The organism is Candidatus Baltobacteraceae bacterium (assembly GCA_036559195.1).
Classification (GTDB): Bacteria; Vulcanimicrobiota; Vulcanimicrobiia; order Vulcanimicrobiales; family Vulcanimicrobiaceae; genus JALYTZ01.
The window spans coordinates 14814-38793 of record DATBTN010000060.1 but is presented as its reverse complement, the minus strand read 5'-3'; the positions used below and the strand labels follow the sequence as shown (position 1 = coordinate 38793).

The 23980-nt window shown below is 62.8% G+C and carries 21 protein-coding genes; 8 read left to right on the top strand and 13 right to left on the bottom strand.

Annotated elements, in window-relative coordinates:
- Window positions 1-64: 64 nt before the first annotated feature.
- The 4 genes from VIG32_09840 to VIG32_09825 all read right to left on the bottom strand — a co-directional run bounded on the left by VIG32_09840 (window position 65) and on the right by VIG32_09825 (window position 4745).
- Window positions 65-433 (bottom strand): hypothetical protein, encoded by a 369-nt coding sequence (locus tag VIG32_09840; GenBank protein ID HEY8298310.1) that lies wholly within the window; start codon window positions 431-433, stop codon window positions 65-67.
- A gap of 67 nt (window positions 434-500) precedes the next feature.
- Window positions 501-1073: a peroxidase-related enzyme gene (locus tag VIG32_09835; protein HEY8298309.1), complete on the bottom strand. Its 573-nt coding sequence runs from the start codon at window positions 1071-1073 to the stop codon at window positions 501-503.
- Window position 1074: 1 nt separating this feature from the next.
- Window positions 1075-4002, bottom strand: coding sequence for a hypothetical protein (locus VIG32_09830; protein HEY8298308.1), 2928 nt, complete (start codon window positions 4000-4002; stop codon window positions 1075-1077).
- Between the two features lie 59 nt (window positions 4003-4061).
- Window positions 4062-4745 (bottom strand): YkgJ family cysteine cluster protein, encoded by a 684-nt coding sequence (locus VIG32_09825; protein ID HEY8298307.1) that lies wholly within the window; start codon window positions 4743-4745, stop codon window positions 4062-4064.
- A 96-nt stretch (window positions 4746-4841) separates the two neighbouring features.
- Between VIG32_09825 and VIG32_09820 the strand changes: the two genes are divergently transcribed.
- Together VIG32_09820 and VIG32_09815 are read left to right on the top strand one after the other, a co-directional pair.
- On the top strand, window positions 4842-5825 hold the full coding sequence (locus tag VIG32_09820; protein ID HEY8298306.1) for an ROK family protein: 984 nt from the start codon (window positions 4842-4844) through the stop codon (window positions 5823-5825).
- Window positions 5812-6585: an SDR family oxidoreductase gene (locus VIG32_09815; protein HEY8298305.1), complete on the top strand. Its 774-nt coding sequence runs from the start codon at window positions 5812-5814 to the stop codon at window positions 6583-6585. The genes VIG32_09820 and VIG32_09815 overlap by 14 nt, the downstream gene beginning before the upstream one ends.
- A 750-nt stretch (window positions 6586-7335) precedes the next feature.
- Here the strand turns inward: VIG32_09815 and VIG32_09810 are convergent.
- From VIG32_09810 to VIG32_09795, 4 genes are all read right to left on the bottom strand, one after another.
- Window positions 7336-7854, bottom strand: a complete 519-nt coding sequence (locus tag VIG32_09810) for a hypothetical protein (GenBank protein ID HEY8298304.1) — start codon at window positions 7852-7854, stop codon at window positions 7336-7338.
- Window positions 7855-7976: 122 nt separating this feature from the next.
- Entirely contained in the window at window positions 7977-8591 is a 615-nt protein-coding gene (locus VIG32_09805; GenBank protein HEY8298303.1) for a hypothetical protein, read from the bottom strand.
- Between the two features lie 45 nt (window positions 8592-8636).
- The gene (locus VIG32_09800; protein HEY8298302.1) at window positions 8637-9827 is read right to left on the bottom strand and encodes a glycosyltransferase; all 1191 of its coding nucleotides are present in this window, start codon (window positions 9825-9827) and stop codon (window positions 8637-8639) included.
- Window positions 9828-9847: 20 nt separating this feature from the next.
- On the bottom strand, window positions 9848-10375 hold the full coding sequence (locus VIG32_09795) for a hypothetical protein (GenBank protein ID HEY8298301.1): 528 nt from the start codon (window positions 10373-10375) through the stop codon (window positions 9848-9850).
- Between the two features lie 152 nt (window positions 10376-10527).
- Between VIG32_09795 and VIG32_09790 the strand changes: the two genes are divergently transcribed.
- Both VIG32_09790 and VIG32_09785 read left to right on the top strand, forming a co-directional pair.
- A complete protein-coding gene (locus VIG32_09790; protein ID HEY8298300.1) occupies window positions 10528-11052 on the top strand; it encodes a lytic transglycosylase domain-containing protein in 525 nt (174 codons plus the stop codon).
- Between the two features lie 37 nt (window positions 11053-11089).
- Window positions 11090-11569 (top strand): hypothetical protein, encoded by a 480-nt coding sequence (locus VIG32_09785; protein HEY8298299.1) that lies wholly within the window; start codon window positions 11090-11092, stop codon window positions 11567-11569.
- Window positions 11570-11665: 96 nt separating this feature from the next.
- Here VIG32_09785 and VIG32_09780 read toward each other — a convergent pair whose 3' ends face one another.
- On the bottom strand, window positions 11666-12430 hold the full coding sequence (locus VIG32_09780) for a dienelactone hydrolase family protein (protein HEY8298298.1): 765 nt from the start codon (window positions 12428-12430) through the stop codon (window positions 11666-11668).
- An 80-nt stretch (window positions 12431-12510) separates the two neighbouring features.
- On the opposite strand from VIG32_09780, the gene egtD reads away from it, so the two are divergent.
- The gene (egtD, locus tag VIG32_09775) at window positions 12511-13512 is read left to right on the top strand and encodes an L-histidine N(alpha)-methyltransferase (GenBank protein HEY8298297.1); all 1002 of its coding nucleotides are present in this window, start codon (window positions 12511-12513) and stop codon (window positions 13510-13512) included.
- Between the two features lie 155 nt (window positions 13513-13667).
- Window positions 13668-15761, top strand: coding sequence for a S9 family peptidase (locus tag VIG32_09770; protein HEY8298296.1), 2094 nt, complete (start codon window positions 13668-13670; stop codon window positions 15759-15761).
- 80 nt (window positions 15762-15841) lie between these two features.
- Here VIG32_09770 and VIG32_09765 read toward each other — a convergent pair whose 3' ends face one another.
- The 4 genes from VIG32_09765 to VIG32_09750 are packed head-to-tail and all read right to left on the bottom strand — an operon-like array spanning window position 15842 to window position 18880.
- Window positions 15842-16453, bottom strand: a complete 612-nt coding sequence (locus VIG32_09765; protein ID HEY8298295.1) for an ABC transporter permease — start codon at window positions 16451-16453, stop codon at window positions 15842-15844.
- The gene (locus tag VIG32_09760; protein HEY8298294.1) at window positions 16450-17424 is read right to left on the bottom strand and encodes an ABC transporter ATP-binding protein; all 975 of its coding nucleotides are present in this window, start codon (window positions 17422-17424) and stop codon (window positions 16450-16452) included. The genes VIG32_09765 and VIG32_09760 overlap by 4 nt, the downstream gene beginning before the upstream one ends.
- A complete protein-coding gene (locus VIG32_09755) occupies window positions 17421-18317 on the bottom strand; it encodes a glycine betaine ABC transporter substrate-binding protein (GenBank protein HEY8298293.1) in 897 nt (298 codons plus the stop codon). Before VIG32_09755 ends, VIG32_09760 begins: the two co-directional genes overlap by 4 nt.
- Window positions 18314-18880 (bottom strand): ABC transporter permease, encoded by a 567-nt coding sequence (locus VIG32_09750; protein ID HEY8298292.1) that lies wholly within the window; start codon window positions 18878-18880, stop codon window positions 18314-18316. Before VIG32_09750 ends, VIG32_09755 begins: the two co-directional genes overlap by 4 nt.
- Before the next feature lie 101 nt (window positions 18881-18981).
- Between VIG32_09750 and ppk1 the strand changes: the two genes are divergently transcribed.
- The gene (gene ppk1, locus VIG32_09745) at window positions 18982-21090 is read left to right on the top strand and encodes a polyphosphate kinase 1 (GenBank protein HEY8298291.1); all 2109 of its coding nucleotides are present in this window, start codon (window positions 18982-18984) and stop codon (window positions 21088-21090) included.
- 60 nt (window positions 21091-21150) lie between these two features.
- Window positions 21151-23979, top strand: a complete 2829-nt coding sequence (locus VIG32_09740) for a TonB-dependent receptor (protein ID HEY8298290.1) — start codon at window positions 21151-21153, stop codon at window positions 23977-23979.
- The last annotated feature ends 1 nt before the right edge of the window (window position 23980 follow it).

Sequence of the window (23980 nt, the reverse complement as noted above, 5' to 3'; positions counted from 1 at the left end):
GTAGGAAAAACAATGGGCGGCCGTATGGCCGCCCGTCGTTTTGAGTGCGGTATTCGTGCGTTCGTTACGCGCGTTGCGCCGTGTGCGGCGCGGACGCGTGTACCCGTTCGTAAGAAAGCGCGACCAGCGCGGTTACGATCGCGCTGACACCCAGGACGACATTGCTCCAGATCATACCCGTATTGCCCTGCGCGAACGTGGTAGCAATAAAAAGCCAGATGCCGGCGAGAATGTTGACGACCGGCCAATAGCTCATGCTCTGCGATTTCGCATAGACAGACATTTCGATGATCGCTACGATGGCGATGACGATTCCCGGGATCACCATGGCCCAGCGGGCCGCTCCGGTGGTCGGGGTTGTTACGAACGGCGAGATGATCGTGAGAATACCGACTGCGATGTTGATCCAAGGCACTCTATTCGGTACGTTCATGTTGTATCAAACCTCCGTACACACGCATATTCCCAACCGGCCGCGGGACTCACGTTGCGAGCGCTTGTCAGCGGCCCATCGCGTAGAACTCGGCGTTCGGTCGCATGTCCATGAGACCGGCCATGCGGTTGGAGAATCCGAAGAACGACGCGATCGCACCGATATCCCAAATGTCGTCCTGACTGAAGCCGGCTAAGTGGAGCTGGTCGATCTCGTGTTCGCTCGCCGCGAAGCCCGGCTCGTTAACGCGCGCGGCGAACCCCAACATCGCGCGCATGCGCGGCGAAAGCTCGGCCGTGCGCCAATTATTCGCGATTTGCTCCGCCAGCACCGGATCTTTGCTCAAAACGCGCAGCGCCGCTCCGTGTGCGACCATGCAATACTGGCAGCGGTTCTCCGAGGAGACCGCGACCACGATCGCCTCGCGCTCGACGCGGCTCAACCCACCCTGCGTCTTCATCAGTACGTCGTGATACTGCATGAACGCGCGAAAGTGATCGGGACGCTTCGCGTACGCGCGAAAAACGTTTGGAACGAATCCCAGCTTTTCGCGATTCTTATCGTAGACCTCGCGAATGTCGGCGGGAAGTTCGCCTTCGCTCGGCTCGCCGAATCGCGATACGTGGGCTCGATTTTGCATGTTAGGGGCGTCCTCCCAAGAGTCTGGCGGCCGCGCTGCTGGCCTGCGTGGTTGGAGCCGCGTCCGCCCCTTCGATAACGTCGAGCAAACGCGCGAGGTTCTCATTGAGGGTTTCGTCACGCCCCGCTCCCGCTGCATCGTGCTTTGCGGTTGCGTTCTCCATCCGGGCGTACGAGCGGTTCATCGCGGCGACGAGGCGCGTCGCAAGCGAAAACTGCTCCTGCAGCGCCGCACTGCCGGTGTGGACGCGCGGATCCATCGCTATCGTCAGCGGCTGCGAGTACGTGCGGCCGCCGACGGTTAGGCGTACGGTGTAATGCCCCGGTAACGCGATCGCGCCTTGCGGATTGCGGGGCGTATCGTGCACGATGGCCGAGATCGGGTAGTCGTGGACGGCCGCTCGCGGCGACGGATAGTGCAGATCCCACACGAATCGGTGCATTCCCGCGCTCGTCTGCGGAATCGCCGTGGGCCGCACCCAATACGTCGGCACGGTAATCTCCGGATCGATCGGCACGGGTTTGTCGGTGCTCGCATACGAGCGGACGAGATGTCCCGCGGAATCGTAGATCGCGATTGCCAGCGCGCCGTGCGCGGCGTTCGCGAGCGTGTAGTCGATCACCGCGCCGTCGGGCGGATTCTGGCCGACCGGTTCCTCCGGCGGCAGCGGCGTGTCGGGATAGGTGTCGCGGCGTACGCGGTAGGTGAGCTGCGGTGCGAACAAGTGCGCCGGTGCGTCGGCAACGCTCGCGTTGAGTTGGCGCAGCGGCGTGAGATCGTCGAGAATCCAGAACGAGCGTCCGTGCGTCCCCACCACGAGATCGTCGCCGTGCACCACCAGGTCGCGAATCGAGGTCGACGGCAGATTGTTCTGCAGCGATTGCCAGCGATCGCCGTCGTCGAACGACACGTAGACCGTGCGTTCGGTTCCGGCGTAGAGCAGGCCGCGGCGTTTGGGATCTTCGCGCACCGAGTTCACCGGCGCGTCGGCGGGCAGGCCGTTAGCGATCGCCTGCCAACTCGCGCCGCCGTCGTGCGTGCGATAGATGTACGGATGCAGATCGTTGAGGCGAAAGCGATTGACGGCGATGTACGCGGTGTTGCGATCGAAGTGCGAGCTATCGATCTGCGCGACCTTGCTCCACGGACGCATCGCGGGCGGCGTGACGTTGCGCCAGTGCGCGCCGCCGTCGCGCGTCACCCACATCAGCCCGTCGTCGGTTCCAGCCCAGATAAGGTTCTTATCGATATACGAAGGCGAGAGGCTGTAGACGACGCCGCGATGTTTGCCGGCCATCGGGTCGGCGGCCGAGAACGGGCCCATATTCGCGGGCTCGCCCGGGTTCTTACGCGTCAGGTCGGGGCTGATGACCTGCCAGCTGTGGCCGCCGTTGCGCGTCGCAAAGACCACGTTCGAACCGAGGTACAGCACGTGCTTGTCGACGCGATTCCAGATCAGCGGTGCCGTGCGATTGAAACGATACTTCCCGCGTTCGTAACTGGGTGAGATATCCTGCGTCTGCGTCGTGCGCTCGTTATACACGCTCGCTTTGCCGCCGTAGATCAGCCACGGATGCAGCGGATCCGGCGCGACGTACCCGTATTCTTCGGTCCCGACCGGATGAAACTCGCGAAACGTGATCGCGCCGTCGTCGCCGCGGCTCCATACCTCGGCGCTTCCGCTTTCTTGCTGTCCGCCGAAAACGCGATACGGAAAACGATCGTCGGTGATGACGTGATAGAACTGCGCCGTCGGCTGGTTGTACCAGGTACTCCACGTCTTGCCGCCGTCGACCGAGAGCGTCGCACCTTGATCGACGCCGAGTAAGATGACGTTGGTGTTCGCCGGATCGATCCAAACGGTGTGGTAGTCGTCCCCGCCGGGCGCGCCTTTTATTCCAACCCATGTCTTGCCGCCGTCGGTCGAACGGTACGTCGTGGTGTTTGCCGAGTAGACCGTGTCGCGTTCTTTGGGATCGGCCGTAATGCCGGCAAAATCTTCGGTGCGTCCGCAGACGCGCTCTTCACTGTTGGTTTGCATCCACGACGCACCCGCGTCGTCGGAACGATAGATGCCGCACCCGTCGGCCTTTTCCACGATCGTGTAGATGCGGTTGGAGTCGGCGGGCGAGATCGAGATGCCGATGCGTCCGACGCCCTTCGGCAAGCCGCCGTGCAACTGCGTCCACGTCGCGCCGCCGTCGGTGGATTTATACAACCCGCCCTTGTTGTAAAGTTCGTAAACTTGGGTGAGGTGCCACGGGCCGTTGCGGGAGGCCCAGAGCGCGGCATAGACGGTGTCGGGATGGTTCGGATCGATAACGACGCTCACCGCGCCGGTATCGCCGTCGTCGGGACCGAGCACTTTTTTAAACGACGCGCCGCCGTCGGTCGATCGATAGAGTCCGCGCTGCGCGTTCGATCCGTACGGATGCCCCACCACCGCGACGTAGAAGCGATTCGCGTCCCGCGGATCGACCGCGATGGCTTGGATCTGTTCGCCGTCGCGCAGACCGAGGTGCGTCCACGTCTTGCCGGCGTCGGTCGATTTATAGACGCCGTCGCCCGTCGAGAGATCGGGCCGGCGCAACCCCTCGCCGCTGCCCACGTAGATCACGTTCGGGTCGGAGGGTGCGATCGCCAGTGCGCCGATCGAACCGGTATCCTGACCGTCGAAAATGGGATTCCAGACGCGTCCGTAGTCGACGCTCTTCCACACGCCGCCGTTGTTCGGAGCCATATAGAAGACGCCGGGTTCGCTCGGCACTCCCGAAACGGCGACCGTACGCCCTCCGCGAAACGGGCCGATCAATCGCCAATGCATGTCGGCGTAGAGTTTTGGACTCATCGTCGCCGAAACGGCGGCTGCGGGAAACGCGGAACCGAGCAGCGCGAACAGCGCACCTAAAAAAACAAAGCGGCGAAGCATCAGACCCTCCTACTTCGCTCGCTACTACGAAATGCCGATTACGACCTTGCGCTACGGCGTTAGCGCCGGCGGCGAGACGTCTTCTTGCCGGGGTGTTTGGGCTGGAACGGCGGGCCGACTTTGAAGGGCCGGTCGCGCGGAATCGTGTCGTCGACGTCTTGGCAGCCGACGGGTGTGAAATCGCGGCAGTCCTCGGGACGTCCCTCGTAGATGCCGCAATAATACTTGCCGGAATGCGAGCCCTTGAGAAAGACGCAGTTGTCGGCAACGTCGTCGGTAACTTTGCGAATCCACCCAACGTGAAAGCCGTCGGCCGACGGACGTTTGACGATATACTCATCCATCACGTCCTGGTACGACATCTTCAGGTGTTCGGCCATGCGCCGAACGTCGGCTTTGCTCACGAAAGGCTCGTAGCCGCTGCAGCACTCGGCGCAGCCCGGCGGGCACGCCAGATTCTCGGGCAAATCCTTGAGGTGCTTGCGCGCCAAGTCGATGACTTTACCGATCGCCTTGACCATCTCCGCATCGTCGTTGTATTTGTAGACCCATTCGCGCTGCACGATTTCGTTCGCGTTGTAGTAGCGCGTCGTATCTTGATTGTAGGTGACGGTGATGTGTTCTTCGTCGATCTCGATCTCTTTGACGCGCTCCATCGGCGTCGTGTCGAGCATCTCGGGATGCGTGGGCTGGCCCGTTTCGCGCGTGAACGCGCGTAGGGCGGTGAGGTCGATCGTTTCCATGGAGCCGGAACCTTCGGGGTTGCGTCGCCCGCGCCTGTGCGGAGCGCGCTGTGCGTATTAAAGAGGCGGCGGAGCCCGAGCGCGAAAGTGCCGCCCATGCCAACTGATCAGAAAATGCGTACGGCGATCGGCGTCGATCTCGGCGGGTCGCACGTCGGCGCCGCCGTCGTAAAGGAAGATGGCACGATCGTTAGCCGGCACGAAGGGGATATCGAGGATCGCTCCTTCGATGCGGTGATCGCCTCGATCGAGACGGTCGTCGGAGCCGCCCTCAAAGATGCGAAAGGCAAGCTGGTCGGCATCGGCCTCGGTTCGCCCGGCAATATCGATCTCGCGACCGGCTCGATCGTGTATTCGCCGAACTTCGGCTGGCACGACGCGCCGCTCGGCGCGACGCTGCGCAAGCGCTTCCCCGACCTGCCGATCTTTATCGCAAACGACGCGCGCTGCGCGACGCTCGGCGAACACACCTTCGGCATCGGCCGCGGCACGACGAATTTCGTGCTGCTAACGCTCGGTACGGGAATCGGCGGCGGCATCGTCTCCGAGGGGCGGCTCTTGCTCGGTAACCGAGCGGGCGCAGGTGAGATCGGGCACCATCAAATTCGCCCGACCGACGGCTTCATCTGCGCCTGCGGCAAGATCGGCTGCTTCGAGGCGCAAGCGTCGGGCACGGGATTGATTCGGCACGCCTTTGCGGTCGCGCCCTCGTTTCCGCGCAGCACGCTGCTCGACAAGTCGCGCGATAAACTCGGCTCCAAGCAAATTCGCAAAGCCGCCCAAGCCGGCGACAAGCACGCGCTCGCCGCATGGGCAAACTTCACCGGCGATCTGGCACTCGGTATCGCCAACATCGTCGCGTTCGTCAATCCGGAAGTGATCGCGCTCGGCGGCGGGGTGAGTTCGGCGGGTCAATTAATGATCGACGCGATCGTGCCGCGCGTCGACGAACTCACGACGATGGCGCCGAAAGGCACGACCAAGATCGCGATTGCGAAGCTCGGCAACGACGCCGGTATCGTCGGCTCGGCCGCAGTCGCTTTTCGCGGCGGATTGACCTCGGGGCATGGACAGACGTAGCGTCGCGCTCGTTACCGGCGCGTCGGGCGGTCTCGGTCTCGAGTTCGCAAAACTGCTCGCCGGCGGCGGCCACGATCTCGCCCTGATCGCGCGCTCCGGTTCGAAACTCGAAGCGATCGCCGACGTTTTGCGCGGCACGTTCGGCATCAACGTCGAGTGCGTTACGATGGATCTCTCCGCGCCCGGCGCCGCGAGCGCCCTTTTCGATCGTGTGCCGGATTGCGACGTGCTCGTCAACAACGCCGGCTTCGCGAACAACGGGCGCTTCGCCGAAATCGCCGAGCAGCAGATTCGCGACGAGGTCAATCTCGACGTCGTCACGCTGACGGAACTCACGCGGCGGTATTTGCCGGCGATGCTCGAGCGAAAGCGCGGCTGGATCCTCAACGTCGCCTCGACGGCGGCATTTCTTCCGGGGCCGCTGATGGCAGTTTACTACGCGAGCAAAGCGTACGTGCTCTCGTTTTCCGAAGCGCTCTGGGAAGAGACGCGCGGCAGCGGCGTCAGCGTAACGTGTCTGTGCCCCGGCGCAACAAAAACGGGCTTTCAAGCCCGCGCCGACGTGCAGTCGACGCCGATAATGCGTCTTCCGCAAGCCGACGCCGCGAAAGTCGCCAAGGCCGGCTACGAAGCGATGCTCAAGGGCCAGCGCGTCGTCGTGCCGGGATTCTCCAACAAACTCGTCGCCTTCTCGCCGCGCATCACCCCGCGCCGCGTCCTCCTGACGATGTCCCGCAAAGCCGTCGAACGCCCCGATTAAATTGGGCTTGCCGTATTTCGGCCGTTGCATCGCTAAGGAGTAATTACGAATCTCATTGGGGGCAACGCCGTGCTTGGGACTTCGCCGTCACGAGGCGCGAACGTAACGGATAGCGTGTAATCTCCAGGTGCGAGGTCCGGAAATAATTTGCTAATTCCAACAACGAACCCTCGAGAGAACTTGTACCATTGACACGGCTGCCCGGGGTCCCGTCGCGGCGCAATCTCTACGACACTTGTCGAATCAATGGGCGGGTTTTGTAACGTCGCCGCATGGGGCAACAGCGCGGCTCCTTGGGAGCTTCGCAATTGAAATTGAAAATCCAGGTAACCCTGCATGCAGCCCAAATTCAATCTAGTCGGTGAGCTGACGCCCAGTCGGATGTATTGGGCGCGTCTTGCTCGATAACTCGATTCATAGGAACCTCGGACAGTGACGCCCGTAGGCGAAATCGCTCTTACATTTTGAGTTACGGAGTAATTCGCGCTCGCCACGCCTGAATTTGCTGCCGCTACGAGAAGAACGATTAGGAGGGCAGCGGCCGCGATCGATTTCGGCATAATTCATTTCCTCTTAAGTTTAGCAGGCCGCGCGCTGCGCATTGAAAATCGCGGCCCAACCGGGTAGTACAGCCGAGTTCGTTGCCGTCAACGAAGAAGCTGGGCGATGGCACTCGTATCTGCAAAACAGGTGGCAAAGGTACTAATTTCCGCCGCAACGGGTCGCGCTTTTAGGGCGTGATAAGGAACCTCATTGGGGCAGTGGGGTAGGCGGAACTTCGCCATCGCGGGGCGCGAACGTAACGGCCAGGGTGTAGTCTCCCGGCGCAAGATTTGGATATAACAGATCGATCCCGACAACGAACCCGCGCGAATACTTGTACCATGCGCAAGGGCGACCGGCTTCATGCCGTGGCGGAATCTCGATCGTGATCGAATCTACCGGTGGATTTTGCAACGTCTCGGCGCGAGGCGCGAGCATATGTCCTTGCGCGTCCTGCAACTGATAATGGAAATCAAGGTATCCTTGCATGCAACCCAAGTTTAGCTGCCTAGTCGAACTGACCCTTAACTTGATATTTTGCACACTATGGTTTCGATAGCTCGGTTCGTAGGTTCCCTCGACGTTGACGCCGGTGGAGGAAGTTCCCCTGACCTCGTTCATCGCAACATTGCTTGCCTGCACGCGCACTCCCGAACTGGCCACAGCGAGCGCGAGGAGTAGCACACCAGCGCTAACTGATCCGGGCATATTGGGCAGTTTGGACATAGAGCACTTTCCTTAGGATTTTAGCAAGCTGCGCCGAGAGGGTTGAAAATCGCAGCCCAGCTGGGAAATTCGACCGAGCTTGAGGCCGTCCGCTCTTGCGAAAAAGTTGGCTGCCGCGCTGATTACAAAGGCTTAGCAGTTTGGCGGCGCGGGACCGGGTTTGCGGCGTAGAATTTGTAGTCGCTGTATTGCAGTTGCGCGTGTTCGCGCAGCCAGAATAAGAGGCCGCGGCCTTTTACATCTACCAACAGCGTCGAGGGCAACGTATAGCCGTTGAACTGGGCGAAATTCTGCGCGAGCCGCACGCGAACGCCCTCGGTGCTGACCGTACCGTCCACTTCGATCGGCACGAGCGTCTGCGCGTCGGCATACAGCGTGGCGAACGGGTAATCGTCGTTTGGCCCGCACGTCGGCGCGAGGTCGAAGCGCAACGCGGCGCGCCCGTTCCGTTGCACGGATTCTTCGCTCTGCGCCCGGTAGCAGCGCGCTTTAAAAGCGGGATCCGAGATCGGATTGGAGCCGCGCTCGTCGTTGACGGCGATCTGCGGGTTGCGATGCTCGGAGGGCGGCCCCTGCACGATCGCGCCGTCTTTCGTGCGGACGTAGACGGTCTGTGGACCGTCGCTCTCGCGATCGATGCCGCGCGCCCAATCGCGCGAATCGTAGGAAACGTAGGCCGGAAAATGGCCGGAATCGAGCGCGGCAACCGCGCGCGCGTAATCGGCAGCGATGCTCATGCCCCAGGTACGGCGTGCGGCCCCCGGGTGTTTCGCGGGGCAACCCTACAGCGCGATCGCCTCGCGGAGGGGCACGTATTCGTCTTCAGCGGGGATCGTGCCGGTGTTCGCGATCTGCGCGATCAAGGCGGCGATTCGCCGGGAACTGCGGCGCGGCGCGACGAGTTCTTGCTGGCGGCGCATCATCGTCAGCCGCTCGGGGCTGTTCACGAGTCGCTTGACCGCGCGCACGACCTCGGCCGAGGTGTTGATCGCGACGTCGCCGATGCCGTTGTTGCGAACGAAGTCCACGTTTCCGCGCTCTTGACCCGGCACGTAATCGTACACCACGACGGGAAGCTGCGCGGCATTGGCCTCGGCGAGGGTTCCCGGCCCGGCTTTGGTGACCAGTAAATCGGCGGCGCGCATGAGCTCCGGGATTTTGTCGGTGAATCCCATTACGGTTACCGGTGTCGGCAGGCCCGGCGCGAGTTCCGCCAGTTTCTCGCGCAGCGTATCGTTGCGCCCGCAGACGACCACCATGTGCATGGGCAGCCGCGCCTTTGCGAGCGCCAGCGTCGTCGGCAAGAGTTTTCCGCCGCCCTCGCCGCCTGCCATCAACAACGTAACGAATGCGTTCTGCGGCAAGCCGAGCTGCGCGCGCAATTCGGTTTTCGTGCCCTCGACGTCGTCGAATTTCGGATGGATCGGATGACCGAGCATGCGCAGACGCGAGGTGCGCACCCCGCGCGAGAGCGCGCGTTCGTAGACTTCGCGCGCCGGAACGACGACGGCATCGGCTTCCGGCGTCAGCCACGACTCGTGTACTTTGCCCAGATCCGTGATCACGGTCACGATCGGGATGTGCAGCATCTTGGCGTCGGCGCGCGCGCGCAACGCCGCGTGATTGAGTAGCGGATGTACCGAGACGATCACGTCGGGCTGATAGGCGATGAACAGATCGCGCAGGCGCTCGCGATAGAGCGGCTCGCAGAAGCGCACCAGCGCCTTGTAGCGGCGGCGACCGTTGGTCGCATAGTAGAGGGCCCCGTAGACCGGTGGGGCGTAGCGCAAGGCGGCGGAGTAGCCCCAGCCCAGCTGCGTGAGCGGGAACGAACAATGCGCGGCGACATCGTCGATCCGGTGCTCGAAGGCACTGGGCTCTTCGATCTCGTCCAGAGCCGCCACGATGGCGTTGGCCGCACTGCGGTGGCCGCCTCCGGTATCGGAGATCAAGAAGAGCGCCCGTTTGGTCAAATCAGTACCCCGTGTGCAGTTTAGATACGGACCGGTTGCCGCTTGATACGGCGTACCGCGGCGTTCCGGGATCTCCGGCTGGTCGGAGCGAGCTTGGCCATGAGGGCACGCGCGGGGGCGTCGTAAAAGCGGAAGATGTCGCCAAACTCGATGTCGGGGTTTCGGTGATGGCCGTCGTGGTCCTCGGGCAGCACGATCTGAAGCGGCCGCAGGGCGGCCTTCAACCAATCGGGCGTCTGCCAGCCAAGATCGGTCGTATGGCGCCACCACACGTGGAATTGCCCGAGTAGAAGCCCAGCCACCGCGCCCGGCCACGAGAGCTGCCACGTCAGCGCCGCGACCAGCAGGTAGGGAACCGCTCCAAGGATGCCGTCGAGGATCACCGATGGGTCGCGCGAGATCACGGCGTGGTCCCAAAAGGAGCGGCGCCGGTCGTGATGGGTACGCAAATGTAGCGTGAACCATAGGTGCTGCGGCACATGATAGAAGAACGTTGACGCAAAATCGCCTACTATGAGGACGATGAGCGCTGCTGCAACCGCTGCCATTCTTTCACTGCCTTCGCGTTTCCGCGGGAATCGTGGGTATTATCGTGATGTTGTTCGGCTGCTCGTTTTCAACCTCCGAAAACGGCACTTCCAATACCGTCTCTATACCCAAGCTCGTTGACTATGCCCTAAGCTGGCGAGCACCCGCATACGTGGACTCGCTGGCCGGCATGGAATTGCTGCACGACGGGCCGCCGGCGCACGATGCCACGCTCGCGCTCACCCGCGCCATCCTGCACACCAACGCGCGCATCGCCCCGACCGATGCATTGCGGTTGGCCGGCGCCGCCGTGAGCGCGGCTCGCACCCGCGGAATCGCCCCCGAATTTCTCGGCGCGACGCTGCTGCAGGAATCGGCCTTTAACCCGCTCGCGATTTCGAGCGCGGGTGCCATCGGCATCGCGCAGTTCATGCCCGATACGGCAAGCGGGCTCGGCATCGATCCGTACGACCCGTTCGCAGCGATCGGCGGCGCCGCGGCGCTGCTCGCGCAATACGTGCACGCGTATCGCGGCGTCTATCCAGATCCGTACGCCGCCGCGCTCGCGGCCTACAACGCCGGTCCGGGCGCGGTCGCGCAATATCGCGGGATTCCGCCCTATGCGGAAACGCACGCATACATCGACGATATCTACGAACGCTGGCTGCGCATCGCCGGCTACGAAGGCTCTCGTTAGGGAAAGCTGCAGGCCGCCCCATGGCGAAGGCGTTGGTATGAAACACCACCATCGTCTCGTTGCCGTGGCGGCTCTTGCCATTCTCGCGCTTGCGGGATGCGGCGGCAGCGCCTCGGGAGATCTCGCCTCGTTCAAGGCACCCGACGGATGGAGAGGCGGCGGCATCGGGGGCTACTCCATGTGGATATCGCCGGATGCGAAGAACGGATCCGGCGAAGTGCTGATGCTCATGCGGCTGCCGTATCGAAGCGGCTCGCACCAAGATCTTTCGATGGCGACTTCGCAGTATCAGCACGCGAAAGTCTTGCAGCGAAAAACGATCGATATCTGCGGCAAACAACCCGCGAACTACGTGGAAATGGCGGCCGATCAGAAGACCGGCAAACACGAAAACGTACAACTCGTCAGCACGCGTTACAACGATACGGTCTATTTCGCCATGTACGCGCGCGACGCAGGCACCCCCGCCAACCCCGCCGCCAACACCGCAATCCGCAGCCTCTGCCTAAAACACTAACGCCACAAGCTCACGCTCCGACAAGCTCATGCTTCGACAGGCTCAGCATGACAAGGAAGACCTTCTTGTCATCCTGAGCCTGTCGAAGGACGGAGCCTAGTGTAAAACGCGCTTGAAGAAGGTTTGGACGAGGTTCCAGGCGTCGGCAACGGTTTCGGCCATCGATTCGTCGGAGGTGCCCTTGTGGCCGGCGATCGCTTCGGCGCTGCCGTGGCGGAAAAACGCGTGGCCGACGTCGGGATACACTTGGACTCGCGCGTCCTTGCCCTCGGCCTTTAACGTACGCTCGATACGGTCGATGAGGTCCCGCGTGATATACGCGTCTTTCCCGCCGAACGCCAGCAGCAGCGGACAGGCGATCTTCGCGGCATCGACGAGGGCCTCGGGCTCGCCGCTAGCCATCGGCGAGGCGATACTCCCGCCGTAAAAACAAACGGCGCCGGAGAGCTCGGGGAGGGTCGCCGTAACGAACGCAACGGTTCCGCCGTAGCAGAAGCCCCACGTTGCAACTTTGCCCTTTTTCACGAAGTTCTGTGCAGTAAGCCAGTCGATCGCAGCGGAGACATCCGCGCGTAGCGACTCCTTCGTTACATTAGCGGCGGCCTCGAAGCCGTGCTTGAGTCCCTCGTCGGTGTACGGCTCGTTGAGGTTCGGATGCGTACGGTGATAATAGTTGATAGCAAGCCCAACGTATCCGGCACTGGCAACGAGATCGGTGATGCGCTTGACCTCGCTATTCACGCCGAAGACCTCTTGCAGCACGATCACGGCCGGGTGGGCTCCCGAGCCCTCTTCCGGGCGAGCGAGATAGGCCCCCATTTGCGAGCCCCCCACGGGAATGGTCAAGTTCTGATTGATCACGTTTGGATGCTCCTTCGTCGAATGAGATTTTTCTCCCGAGCGGCGTTTCCTGGGAGCCTTTTGGGGGAAACGTGGGCGACATGAATGCGACGTTGACGACCGTGTCGGATCGGCTGGAGATCGTCACCGCGTCCCATCCCGTGCACGTCGCGACGTTTGCCGAAGATGTGGCATCGGGGCTATCCGGACCGAGCAAGAAATTACTCTCGAAGTATTTCTACGACGAATTGGGTTCGGCGCTTTTTGAAGCCATTACCGTCTTACCCGAATATTACCTAACCCGCGCGGAGACGCAAATCTTGCGCGAGTGGGGTTGGGAGATCGTACGCGCGCTCGGCAATCCGATCGAGTTTCTCGAACTGGGGAGCGGCAGTGCCGTAAAAGCGCGCATACTGATAGAAGAAGCGCTGCGCGTGCAAGGAACGCTGCGTTATCGCCCGATCGATATCTCGCCGGAAGCCGTACGCACGTCGGCGATCGCGCTCGTCGATGCGTATCCGAAACTCTCCGTAACCGCCTACGCCGCCGACTACTTCGCCATCCTCGGCAGCGATCAGTTGCGCTTCGATCATCGCGCGCTCGCCATGTTCATGGGCTCGAACATCGGCAACTACCAGCCGCACGAAGCCGCGCATCTCTTAGCCTCGCTCGCATCGTCGCTGCGCCGGGGCGACGGGCTCCTAATCGGCGCGGATCTGAAAAAAGATCGCGCGACGCTCGAGCTCGCCTACAACGACCGCGCCGGCGTGACCGCGGCGTTCGATAAAAACGTGCTCGGACGCATCAATCGCGAACTCGGCGGATCGTTCGATCTGCGCGATTTCGAGCACATCGCCGTCTACGACGAAGATCGCGGCGTCGTCGACTCGTTTCTGCAGGCGCAACGCCCGCACGACGTCGCCATCGAACGCTTGGATACGATCGTGCACTTCGCCAAAGGCGAACGCATCCACACCGAGTCTTCCTACAAATTCTCCGTCGAAGACATCGCCCGCATCGGCGCCGCCGCCGGCTTCACGCTCCACCGCACCTGGTTCGACCGCAAAAAACAATTCAGCGTAAACCTCCTAATCCGAACATAGCCCGCCCACCCCCGGTTCGACCTTGTCATCCTGAGCTTGTCGAAGGACGAGCCTGTCGAAGGACGACCCCGTCGAAGGACGAGCCCGTCGAAGACGGTTCTCGTAAAAAAGGCACCGACGGGGTTGTCATCCTGAGCTTGTCGAAGGACGCGCGCATGAATGCACGTTTCGTACGCGTTTGCGCTTTCACGTTCTCCGCACTCGTCGGAATCGCGCCGCTGGCCGCGCCTGCTGCGGGCCGTCCGGTCGCCGCCGAAGACCTCTTCAAGCTTACCTACGTGTCGAATCCGCAGATTTCGCCCGACGGCAGCCGCGTGGTCTTCGTCGCAACGCGAATGAACGGCCCGAACGACACGTACTATTCGAACTTGGAACTGGTCGACGCACGCACCGGCGCGCTGCGCGCGATCACTCGCGGCAACCACGATTCCAGTCCGGTCTGGTCGCCCGATAGCCGCACCATCGCGTTCGTGCGTGCCAAAAAAGGCGCCCGCCCCCAAATTTACGCCTATCGCGTGAGCGACGGGCGAACGCAGCAGCTCTCGCACGTCAAGGGCGGTGCGACCGGGCCGCTCTATTCGCACGACGGCAAGCACGTCGCGTTCTCGACCGTAACCGTCGACGCGCCGCATAGTACCTACATCGACTTCAAAGCGGCCGGATTCGCGCCCGGCAAGAAGCAGCGCCGGAGCGACGTGCGCATCATCAACACGATGCACTACCTCGCCAACGGTGCCGGATTCGTCTACGACAAGCACGCGCACATCGGCGTCATGAACGCCGACGGCAGCGCAACGCGCGCCCTGACGAGCGGCCATCAATGGTCCGAAGGCGGATACGCATGGTCGCCCGACGATCGGACGATCGCGTTTAACTCCCTGCGCCGCGATCCGCCGAGCCTCGGCCCGAACGACATCTACACGATCTCCGCAAGCGGCGGCGCGATGCACAAACTCGCATCGAATCAAATCTCGAACAACCTGCTAACCTACGATCGCAGCGGCAACCTCTGGTACCAGAGCGGCGGCGTCGCCGATCCGGCGGAGCTTCCCGCCCTCATGCACGCCGCCCCTGACGGTACGCAGCCCGTCGTGGTCGCGGCGAAGAACACGGTCGATTTCGGCGATACGGTGCTCGCCGACATGGGCGAGCCGGGCGGTCTGTGCGGCCCGATTTTCGCGCCGCACGACGCGTTCGCGCTCATCGACGTGAACAAGCCCGGTTACAGCGCGCTCGTGAAACTCAATCCCAAGACCGGCGCGCTCACCGATGTAACCGGCACTTCCGGCGAGGCCGCCGAGTGCACGATGGACGGCGCGGGGCGCTACGCAGCCTACACGCGCAGCGATTTCACGCACCCGCGCGAGGTCTATCTACTCGATCTCGCAACCGGCAAGAGCCGTCGGCTGACGGGAATCAACGATGCGTATCTCGCCTCGGTCGAGCGTTCGGTTCCGCAACCGTTCACCGTGAAAGATGACGCCGGCTTCACCGTGCAGGCGTGGTTCATGCCCGCGATCGGCACCAAACGCGGCGAGCGCCGCCCAACGATACTGGATATTCACGGCGGCCCGGAGACGCAGTTCGGCAACACCTACTTCGATGAATTCCAGTATCTCGCAGGCCAGGGCTACAACGTCGTCTTCGCCGATCCGCGCGGCAGCGTGGGCTTCGGCTACCCGTTCGAAGAGGCGCTCGCAAAACATTGGGGCGACGCGATGTTTGACGACCTGCAGCGCGTGATGGACGAGGTTATCAAACGTCCCGACGTCGATCCCAACCGCCTGGCGGTCTCGGGCGGCAGCTACGGCGGTTACGCGACGCTATGGGTGATCGCGCACACGCATCGTTTCAAAACGGCGATCGCCGAACGCGTCGTAAGCAATCTCGCCACCGAGCAACTCGCCGCCGATCTCGCATCGGATAACGCGCTCGGCGGCCGCTACTCGTGGGGCCTACCGTGGGAAGCCGGCAATCAATACGCCGCGCAATCGCCGATCACGTACGTCGCAAACGTCACCACGCCGCTGCTGATCCTTCACTCGGAGCAAGACACGCGCACGCCGATCGATCAAACGCTCCAAGAATTCAGCGCCCTCAAGATCCTCGGCCGCACCGTACGCTTCGTCGACGTCCCAGACGAAAATCACGACCTCTCCCGCACCGGCGCCCCCATCCACCGCATCGAACGCCTACACATAATGACCCAATGGCTACAAGGCTACCTACACCCCCTGTTGTCATCCTGAGCCCGTCGAAGGACAGTGCTCGCGGTAAACGCTCCCCATGACAATTTGTCATCCTGAGCTCGTCGAAGGACGGAGCGGAGTTACACCCTAACCGCGCGTTCGGCGCCGCGAAAGAGGGCGTCGACGGCGATTGCTAAGAGCGCGGCCGGGATGCTTCCGGCGAGGGTCTCGGCTGGATATTGCCGGCTCAAACCCTCGAAGATGAACGTCCCTAGTCCGCCCGCGCCAACGTATGCGGCGAGCGTCGCGATGGCGATCATCGAAACGGTCGCGACGCGCACGCCGCCGAGCACGATCGGCAGCGCGAGCGGCAATTCCACTCGCCAAAATCGCTGCGACTGCGACATACCCAAGCCTCGCGCGGCGTCGACCTGTGCGGGATCGACACCGAGCAGTCCTTGCGCGATATTGCGCACGAGCATGAACTGCGCGTAGACCACGAGTACGATAACCGCAGTCCAAAAGCCGAGTCCGGTATACCGCACGAGCACGGCCAGCAACGCGAGACTGGGGATCGTATAGAGCGCGCCGAGTACGCCGAGCAGCGGCCGCCCCACGCGCACTTGGCGGGCCGCGAACACCCCCAACGGTAACGCGATTGCGAGCGCGATGAGCAGCGAGGTTCCCACGAGCGCGAGGTGCTGCAGCGTATACGTGCCGACCGCCGGCAAATGTCCGAAGAAGTAGCTCACGCGCGCCGAGCCGCGGTCGAATGCAAAGCGGAGCGCAGAGCGTCGAAGGTGAGCGTGCCGATCGTCGCGCCGTCGGCCGTCACGGCGAGTTTTTGCGCGCCTTGCAAGAAGAAGTTGAGCGATTCGCGCAGCGTCGCATCGGCGGCGACCGTACCGTCGGCGGCTCCGTCGCTCGGCATCATCGCATCCCGCGCGCGCAGCAGACTCAACCGCCGAACGACGTCGTGCGTATCGAGTAATCGCTCGACGTACGGCGTCGCGGGCGCGCTCAAGATCGCGAGCGGCGTGTCGTACTGCACGAGTTTGCCGTCGCGCAGGATCACGATCCGATCGGCCAAACGCAGCGCTTCGTCTACGTCGTGGGTGACGAAAAGAATCGTGGTGCGCAGCGCGCGCGCGATGCGGCGTGTCTCGTCCTGCAGCGAGGCGCGTACGATCGCATCGACGGCCCCGAACGGCTCGTCCATTAGCAGCACCGCGGGCTGCGCGGCGATCGCCCGCGCTACGCCGACCCGCTGCGCTTCGCCGCCCGAAAGTTCGCGCGGTTTGCGGTCGCGATAGCGCTGCGGGTCGAGCGCGACGAGCGCCAACAATTCATCCACGCGCGCTGCGATGCGCGCGCGATCCCACCCGACGAGTTCGGGAACGACCGCGACGTTCTGCGCGACCGTTAGATGCGCGAAGAGCCCGACGGCTTGAATCACGTACCCGATGCCGCGTCGCAGCTGCTCCGGCGCGATCTGCGCGACGTCGCGGGCGTCGACGAGCACGCGGCCGCTTTGCGGAACGACGAGCCGATTGACGGTGCGTAAGAGCGTCGACTTTCCGCAGCCCGAAGGGCCGAGAAAGACGGTGAAACTTCCGGCTGGAATCTCGAAGCCGATCTCGTCCACGGCGTTGCGATCGGTACCGGGATAGCGAACGGTCACCGATTCGAAGCGAACCGGTGCGCCGCCGGACGGGTCGCTCAATGGATCGCGTGCTCTTTAAGAAAACGAGCGGCGACCTCGGCCGGGTCGGATTTGTTGTGATCGACCGCATAGTTCATCGAGCGCGCGGCGGCGTCGGTGATGAGCGGGGCGACCGCATTAAGCGCGGTCGCGATCTGCGGATGCGCCTTGAGCGCATCGAGCCGCACGACCGGCGCCACGTTATACGGCGGCCAGAGATGCTTGTCGTCGGCGAGCAGCACCAGATTGTTCGCCCCGATCTGCCCGTCGGTGGTAAAGGCCTGCGCGACGTCGGCGTCGCCGTGCAGCAGCGCGTCGTACTTCAAACCGGCGTCGTACGTCTTCACGTCTTTGAAGTGGAATCCGCCATAGACGCGCTGCAGGCCGGGGATGCCGTCGGGGCGGCCCAAAAACTCCGCGATCGCCGCGAGCCGCAGCTGCGGCGCGAGCGGCGCGAGTTGCGAGAGCGTCGTGAAATGGTATTTCGTCGAAATTGCCTGCGTCGTGACGAGCCCCTGCGAGTCGTTCATCGGCGACGGATTGAGCCAGGTTGCATGAAACTGCTTTTGGTACGCGTTCTTCACCGCTGCGTAGGCGGCCGCCGGATCGGAGATCGGCGCGTGGTGGAGCACGTCGATGAGCGCCGTTCCCGTATACTCGGGGTACAGATCGATATCGCCGTGCTCGAGCGCCGCCATGCAGATCTGCACGCTGCCGAGATTGAGGTGGCGCTGCACCGTGAAGCCATGCGCTTCCAGCGCCTGCGCGTAAATTTCGCCGATCACGAGCGCCTCGGTGAAATTCTTCGAGCCGACGCGAATGGCGGGGCCGCCGGAAGCGCCGCGCCCGCCGCAGGCCGGCAGCAGCAGCGTCGCGCCCATCGCGGCGAGCGCGGATTTACGAGTGAACGTCATCGAGCCTCTCCTTGCAGTCGTCTTCCGGTAAGTGCGAGCAGTGCTTCCGCGACGAGCGCGAGCACCGAGACGCCGACGGCGCCAACCAATAAGTAGCGTTGATCGAAGTTCGCCAGTCCCTGGAGAATGTACTCGCCCAAACCGCCGGCACCGATGAACGCCGCGAGCGTCGCACTCGCAACGATCTCGATCGTTGCGGTGCGTATCCCCGTAAAGATGACCGGCAGCGCGAGCGGCCACGAGACGCGCTTGAGTATCTGCCACGGCGTCATCCCCATACCGCGCGCCGCGTCGATAGCCGCCGCGGCAACGCCGCGAAAGCCGAGATCCGTATTGATCGCGATCGGCGGAATGCCGAGTAAGGTCAGCGCGACGACCGCCGGCCAAAAGCCGACGCCGAGTACCGGCAGCACGAACGTGAGTACCGCGAGGCTCGGAATCACCCGCCCCACGTTGGCGGCGGCGAGGACCGGCCCGCGCGCGGGGCGCAGGTGCGCGGCGAGCCCCCCGAGCCCGATGCCGATTGCGATTGCGGCGACTAGTGCGAAAAACGAAAGCGCCACGTGCGTTTCCACATGGGCGGCGAAGCTCGCGAGGGTCAAACGCTTGAGGATCCTTGCATTTGCCTAGACTTTCTCCACTCAGTGACGAAACCCACGCCCCTATGCTCTCGCAACCGGACCTTCACGCCCTCTCCGAACCCACGGTCCGCCCCCTCGACGATTCCTCGCTCTACTTCAGCCGCGAGCTTTCGTGGCTGGAATTCGACGATCGCGTGCTCGAGGAGGCCCTCGATGCCCGCAACCGCCTCTTCGAACGCCTGAAGTTCGTCGCGATCTACGCCACCAATCTCGACGAGTTCTTCATGATCCGCGTCGCGGCGATCAAGCAGCAGATCGAAGCGCAGGTTCACCGACGTTCGGAGGACGGGCGTCTGCCGCCCGAGCATCTGCTCGCGATCTCGGCGCGCTTACGCGTCTCGCTGGCGCGTCAGATGCGGCTGCTCACCGACGAACTCTTTCCCGAACTCGAGACGCACGGGATTCGCTTTTGGCGCGTCGCCGATCTCGACGAAGAGACGCAGTCGAACCTAGAGCGCGTCTTCGACGATCGCGTCTTTCCGGTGCTCACGCCGCTTGCCGTCGATTCCGGTCATCCATTTCCGTATATTTCGAATCTCTCGCTATCGCTTGCCGTGGAACTCGAAGAGGTGACGCCCGACGGCGTGAAGCTGCACTTCGCGCGCGTAAAGATTCCGCCGACGCTGCCGCGTTTCGTCGCGCTCGACGGCGCGCCCGAGGGCCAGCGCTGGTTCGTATTGCTTGAGGATCTGATCGCGCATCATCTCGACGCGCTGTTCCCGGGCATGGAGATTCGCGAATCGTATCTCTTCCGCGTCACGCGCGATGCGGATCTCGACCTCCAGGAAGACGAAGCCGACGATCTGCTCGCCGCGATCGAATCGGAGCTGCAGCGTCGCCGCTTCGGCGAACCGGTGCGGATCGAGATCGAACGCGGGATGCCCGATTACATGCGCGACCTGCTGCTCGAAGCGCTCGATCTCTCGGATGTCGATTGCTACGAGATCGGCGGCCTGCTCGGCTCCGGCGACCTTTGGGCGCTGGTAAATCTGCCGGATTACGCGCAACTGCACGATCCGCCGTTCACGCCGGCGATTCCCAAGCGGCTCATCGGCGTCACCGATATGTTCGCCGCGATTCGCGAGAACGATATCGTGCTGCACCATCCGTACGAGTCGTTCGATCCCGTCGTGCAGTTCGTCGCGCAAGCCGCGGTCGATCCGCGCGTGCTCGCGATCAAACAAACGCTCTACCGCACGTCGGGCAAGAACTCGTCGATCGTGCGCGCGCTGCTCGAAGCGGCCGAAAACGAAAAGCAGGTCGCCGTGATGATCGAACTCAAGGCGCGCTTCGACGAAGAGAATAATATCGAATGGGCGCAGCGCCTCGAGCGCGCGGGCGCGCACGTCGTCTACGGATTTGCGGGGCTGAAAACCCACGCCAAACTCTCGCTCGTCGTGCGTCAAGAGGACGACGGCATTCGCCGCTACATGCATTTCGGTACCGGCAACTATAACGAAAAGAGCGCCCGGCTTTACACGGATCTCTCGCTTTTCACGTGCCGCCCCGAGTTAGGGACCGACGTCAGCCAACTCTTCAACGCCCTCACCGGTTTTTCGAAAGTCACCGACTACGAAGATCTGCTCGTCGCACCGGTCAACCTGCGCCGCGAATTGCTCTCGCTTATCGATCGCGAGACCGAACACGCGCGCGCCGGCCGCCCGGCGGGCATTCGAGCCAAACTCAACGCCATCACCGATGGGGAACTCACGCGCGCGCTCTACCGGGCCTCGCAGGCGGGCGTTCACATCGATCTCATGGTGCGCGGCATGTGCGTGGTGCGCCCGGGCGTGCCCGGCGTCAGCACGACGATCCGCGTGCGCAGCATCGTCGGCCGCTTTTTGGAGCACTCGCGCATCTGCGCCTTCGAGAACGGCGGGGATCGCGAACTCTACATCGGCTCGGCCGACTGGATGGGGCGCAACCTGGACCGGCGCGTCGAGACCATGGTCCCGGTGCTCGATCCGCTCCAGGCCGAGACGATCTACGGGCAAATCCTGGCGATCGCGTTCGCGGACAACGTGAAAGCCCGCGAGCTCCAGACCGACGGTACCTACCGCCGCCTGCGGCCGCAGGGAGAGATGCCGATCGATTCGCAGCATATTTTCTTGACACAATCGCAGTCGGTGTAGTTAAGTTGGCTTAATAGCCGTTGTTACCGAGCTGTGCCCCACGGCTTGAAGGACTGAATTGTGATCGCACGATTTTTGTTGCGTGTTACCGCTTGCGGTATGATCGGCGCTCTTTTGACGTTCGCGCCTACGGCGATTCCGGCGTCGGCCCAGACGGCCGCCGCGCAGAGCGCCTCCTCCGTATCGGGTGCCGTGAGCGACGGCGCGGGCGAACCGGTCGCCGGCGCCCTCGTCGTTTTACGCGGACCGTCGAAATACACGGCGGCGACCGATGCGAAGGGGACGTTTTCGGTGCCGGGCGTCGCGCCGGGCGTCTACGTGCTGACGGTCAACAAGCCCGGCTACAGCACGGCCGTCCAGAACGACGTGGTCGTGCTCGCCGGCCAAACGCAAGACTTCACCGTGCGCATCGATCGAGCGACCTTTTCGTCGCTGCGCACGATCGCGAGCGTCCACGCAACGGGGCGCGGCACGTTCAATACCTCCGCGGCCTCGGTCAACGTCGTCACCTCGCAGGCGTTCGTCGATCAGGCGCAGCCGCAGGTAACGCGCGTGCTCAGCCAGATTCCCGGCATTCAAATCTCGTTTCCCTCCAACTCATCGAACGCGGCTTCGCCCGGATCGATTACCGTGCCGAATATTCGCGGCGCAACGTCGTACGAAACGGCCTCGCTCATCGACGGTCATCCCATCTCGGTCGGGCAGTACGGCGACAACGTCACGACGTTTCTCAACAGTTTCATGTTCGGCAACGTCGAGGTGATCAAGGGTCCCGGCGCCGATTCGCCGGTCGTTAACAACGCGATCGGCGGCACGACGAACTTTCGCACCAAGGAGCCCACGTTAACGCCCAAGCCCGAACTGCTCGTGGGCGTCGATAACCGGGGCGGCACGTTTACGAACTTCGGTTTCTCCGATACGATCGGCCGCCTGGGCTTCGTCGTGGATATCGCGACCAACAACAACCCCTCGGCGCTCAACGGACGATCGGTCTACTACGATCCCTCCGGCGGCGCGTACAACGGCGGCACGCTGCAAGGCAACGCGACCTCATCGAAGGTGGGCAACACCGGCAGTTTCATTACCACGGGTTTTCCGCTGCTCGCTTGCTGCTACGGTCTCGCCGGCAACCTCGATCAGACCGCCGAACTGCTCAAACTCCGGTATCGTTTTTCGCCGGTGACGGTCGCGACGGTAAGCTATCTCGGCGGTCAAACCGCGAGCGACCAAAACGGCAACACGTCGGACTTTACCAACGGCCAATTCGTTCCCGGCGATCCCGCGTACAACGGTTCGCTAGCGCCGGGGGCCGTCCAGGTGGCTAACGTTTTCCCGGGGGCCTTCAGCGGTGAGACCAATAAAGAACCGATCTTTCAAGGCGAAGTCTCGAGCACGCTGGGCAAGGACACGCTGCTCGCGCGTTACTACAACGCGTCGATCACGCGCTACCAGTTCCAGGGATTCAACCTAACCAATCCCGACTTCAATAACGTCACGCTCTACGGTGTTTCCTCGGGCGCGGGGAACGTCAACCAGACCTTCAGCGGTACGCCCGCGACCGTCGGCTTCAACGATTACTATCAAGAACCCGAGGTCGACAAGCTCTCGGGCGGATCGTTCCAATATCAACACCCGATGGGCGAGGATTTACTGACCTTCTCGGTCGATCGGACCGCGTCGCAGAGCACGGACTACTCGGTTTTTCCGGGACCCTTCTATTCGTTCAACCTTCCGCCGGGAACGTCGCAACTCTTTACGACCTACCTCCTGCGCGGTCACTTCTTTGTAGGCCGGCGTCTCGACGTAACGTTGAGCAACTATCTCAACACCTATCGAAGCACGTATCCGATCGGCTGTCCGGCCGCCGGCTGCGCTACGGCCGACGCGGCGATTCATGGTACCGGCGTAACCTTCGGGACGACGAACAATACGCACGACGATCCGCGCATCGGTTTCGTGTACCGGCCAAACGCCGCGACGGCGATTCGCTTCGCCGCCGGCAGCTCGATCGCGCCGCCGTTCTTGGGGCTGCTCAATCAGATTACCTCGACGCCGTCGTATGACGCGACCAACCAAGTGGCGACCGAACAGCAGAGCAACGGCAATCTCAAACCGGAGACGGGCTTCGGCTACGATCTCGGCGCCGACGTGCGGCTGAGCGATCCAACGACGGTCGTCTCGGGCGATCTGTACTACACCAACCTCTTCAACCGTTTCTTCGCGCAGACGGTCGACACGGGTCTGGTCTGCGGCGCGGCAAATCCTTGCACCGGCGGCGCGCCGGCCGGGACGCCGATCCTCAATCAAACCAACGTCAACATCAGCAACGCGCGCTTCGAAGGCATCGAGCTCGCGATTCGTAACGCGCCGCCGGTCGGATTCGGATACACGCTCTCGGGCGCGCTCCAAAAAGGCTACTACTACGATCTGCCGGCCTATTTCTACTGTTCGATTCCGGGACCGGGCTGCAAGCAGGATCAAAACCTCAATATCATTGCCGGCCAGAACACCAACGGCGTCGGCGTCGGCATCGGCGGTCTCTCGTACAACGGCAACATGCGCATTCCGTATTCGCAAGGCAATGCGGAATTCTCGTACACGTTCAAGAGCGGCGCCTACGCGTCGTTCGGCGAAACCTACTTCGGACACAACAACTCGCTCAACGAGCCGGCGTTCGGCATCGCGTACGCCACGCTGCGCGCGCCGGTGGGCGAACACTTGTCGCTGCAGCTCTCGGGCGACAACATCTTTAATGCCTACCCGGGTTTTCTCCCGATCTACGGCGGCGGCGTGCCCATCCCCCTCGTCGGCGGCTCGAGCGCGGCGACCGTCGGCAACGTTCTGGGACCCCCGACGTACCGTCTTATCCTTTCCACAAGGTTTCCTTAAG

Excerpts from the sequence above, each read along its gene's own strand:
- VIG32_09820 (HEY8298306.1), top strand. The coding sequence starts at position 4,842 with ATGCCAACTGATCAGAAAATGCGTACGGCGATCGGCGTCGATCTCGGC.
- VIG32_09785 (HEY8298299.1), top strand. The coding sequence starts at position 11,090 with ATGAAACACCACCATCGTCTCGTTGCCGTGGCGGCTCTTGCCATTCTC.
- ppk1 (HEY8298291.1), top strand. The coding sequence starts at position 18,982 with ATGCTCTCGCAACCGGACCTTCACGCCCTCTCCGAACCCACGGTCCGC.
- egtD (HEY8298297.1), top strand. The coding sequence starts at position 12,511 with ATGAATGCGACGTTGACGACCGTGTCGGATCGGCTGGAGATCGTCACC.
- VIG32_09830 (HEY8298308.1), bottom strand. The coding sequence starts at position 4,002 with ATGCTTCGCCGCTTTGTTTTTTTAGGTGCGCTGTTCGCGCTGCTCGGT.
- VIG32_09835 (HEY8298309.1), bottom strand. The coding sequence starts at position 1,073 with ATGCAAAATCGAGCCCACGTATCGCGATTCGGCGAGCCGAGCGAAGGC.
- VIG32_09755 (HEY8298293.1), bottom strand. The coding sequence starts at position 18,317 with ATGACGTTCACTCGTAAATCCGCGCTCGCCGCGATGGGCGCGACGCTG.
- VIG32_09770 (HEY8298296.1), top strand. The coding sequence starts at position 13,668 with ATGAATGCACGTTTCGTACGCGTTTGCGCTTTCACGTTCTCCGCACTC.
- VIG32_09825 (HEY8298307.1), bottom strand. The coding sequence starts at position 4,745 with ATGGAAACGATCGACCTCACCGCCCTACGCGCGTTCACGCGCGAAACG.
- VIG32_09815 (HEY8298305.1), top strand. The coding sequence starts at position 5,812 with ATGGACAGACGTAGCGTCGCGCTCGTTACCGGCGCGTCGGGCGGTCTC.
- VIG32_09840 (HEY8298310.1), bottom strand. The coding sequence starts at position 433 with ATGAACGTACCGAATAGAGTGCCTTGGATCAACATCGCAGTCGGTATT.
- VIG32_09805 (HEY8298303.1), bottom strand. The coding sequence starts at position 8,591 with ATGAGCATCGCTGCCGATTACGCGCGCGCGGTTGCCGCGCTCGATTCC.
- VIG32_09795 (HEY8298301.1), bottom strand. The coding sequence starts at position 10,375 with ATGGCAGCGGTTGCAGCAGCGCTCATCGTCCTCATAGTAGGCGATTTT.
- VIG32_09810 (HEY8298304.1), bottom strand. The coding sequence starts at position 7,854 with ATGTCCAAACTGCCCAATATGCCCGGATCAGTTAGCGCTGGTGTGCTA.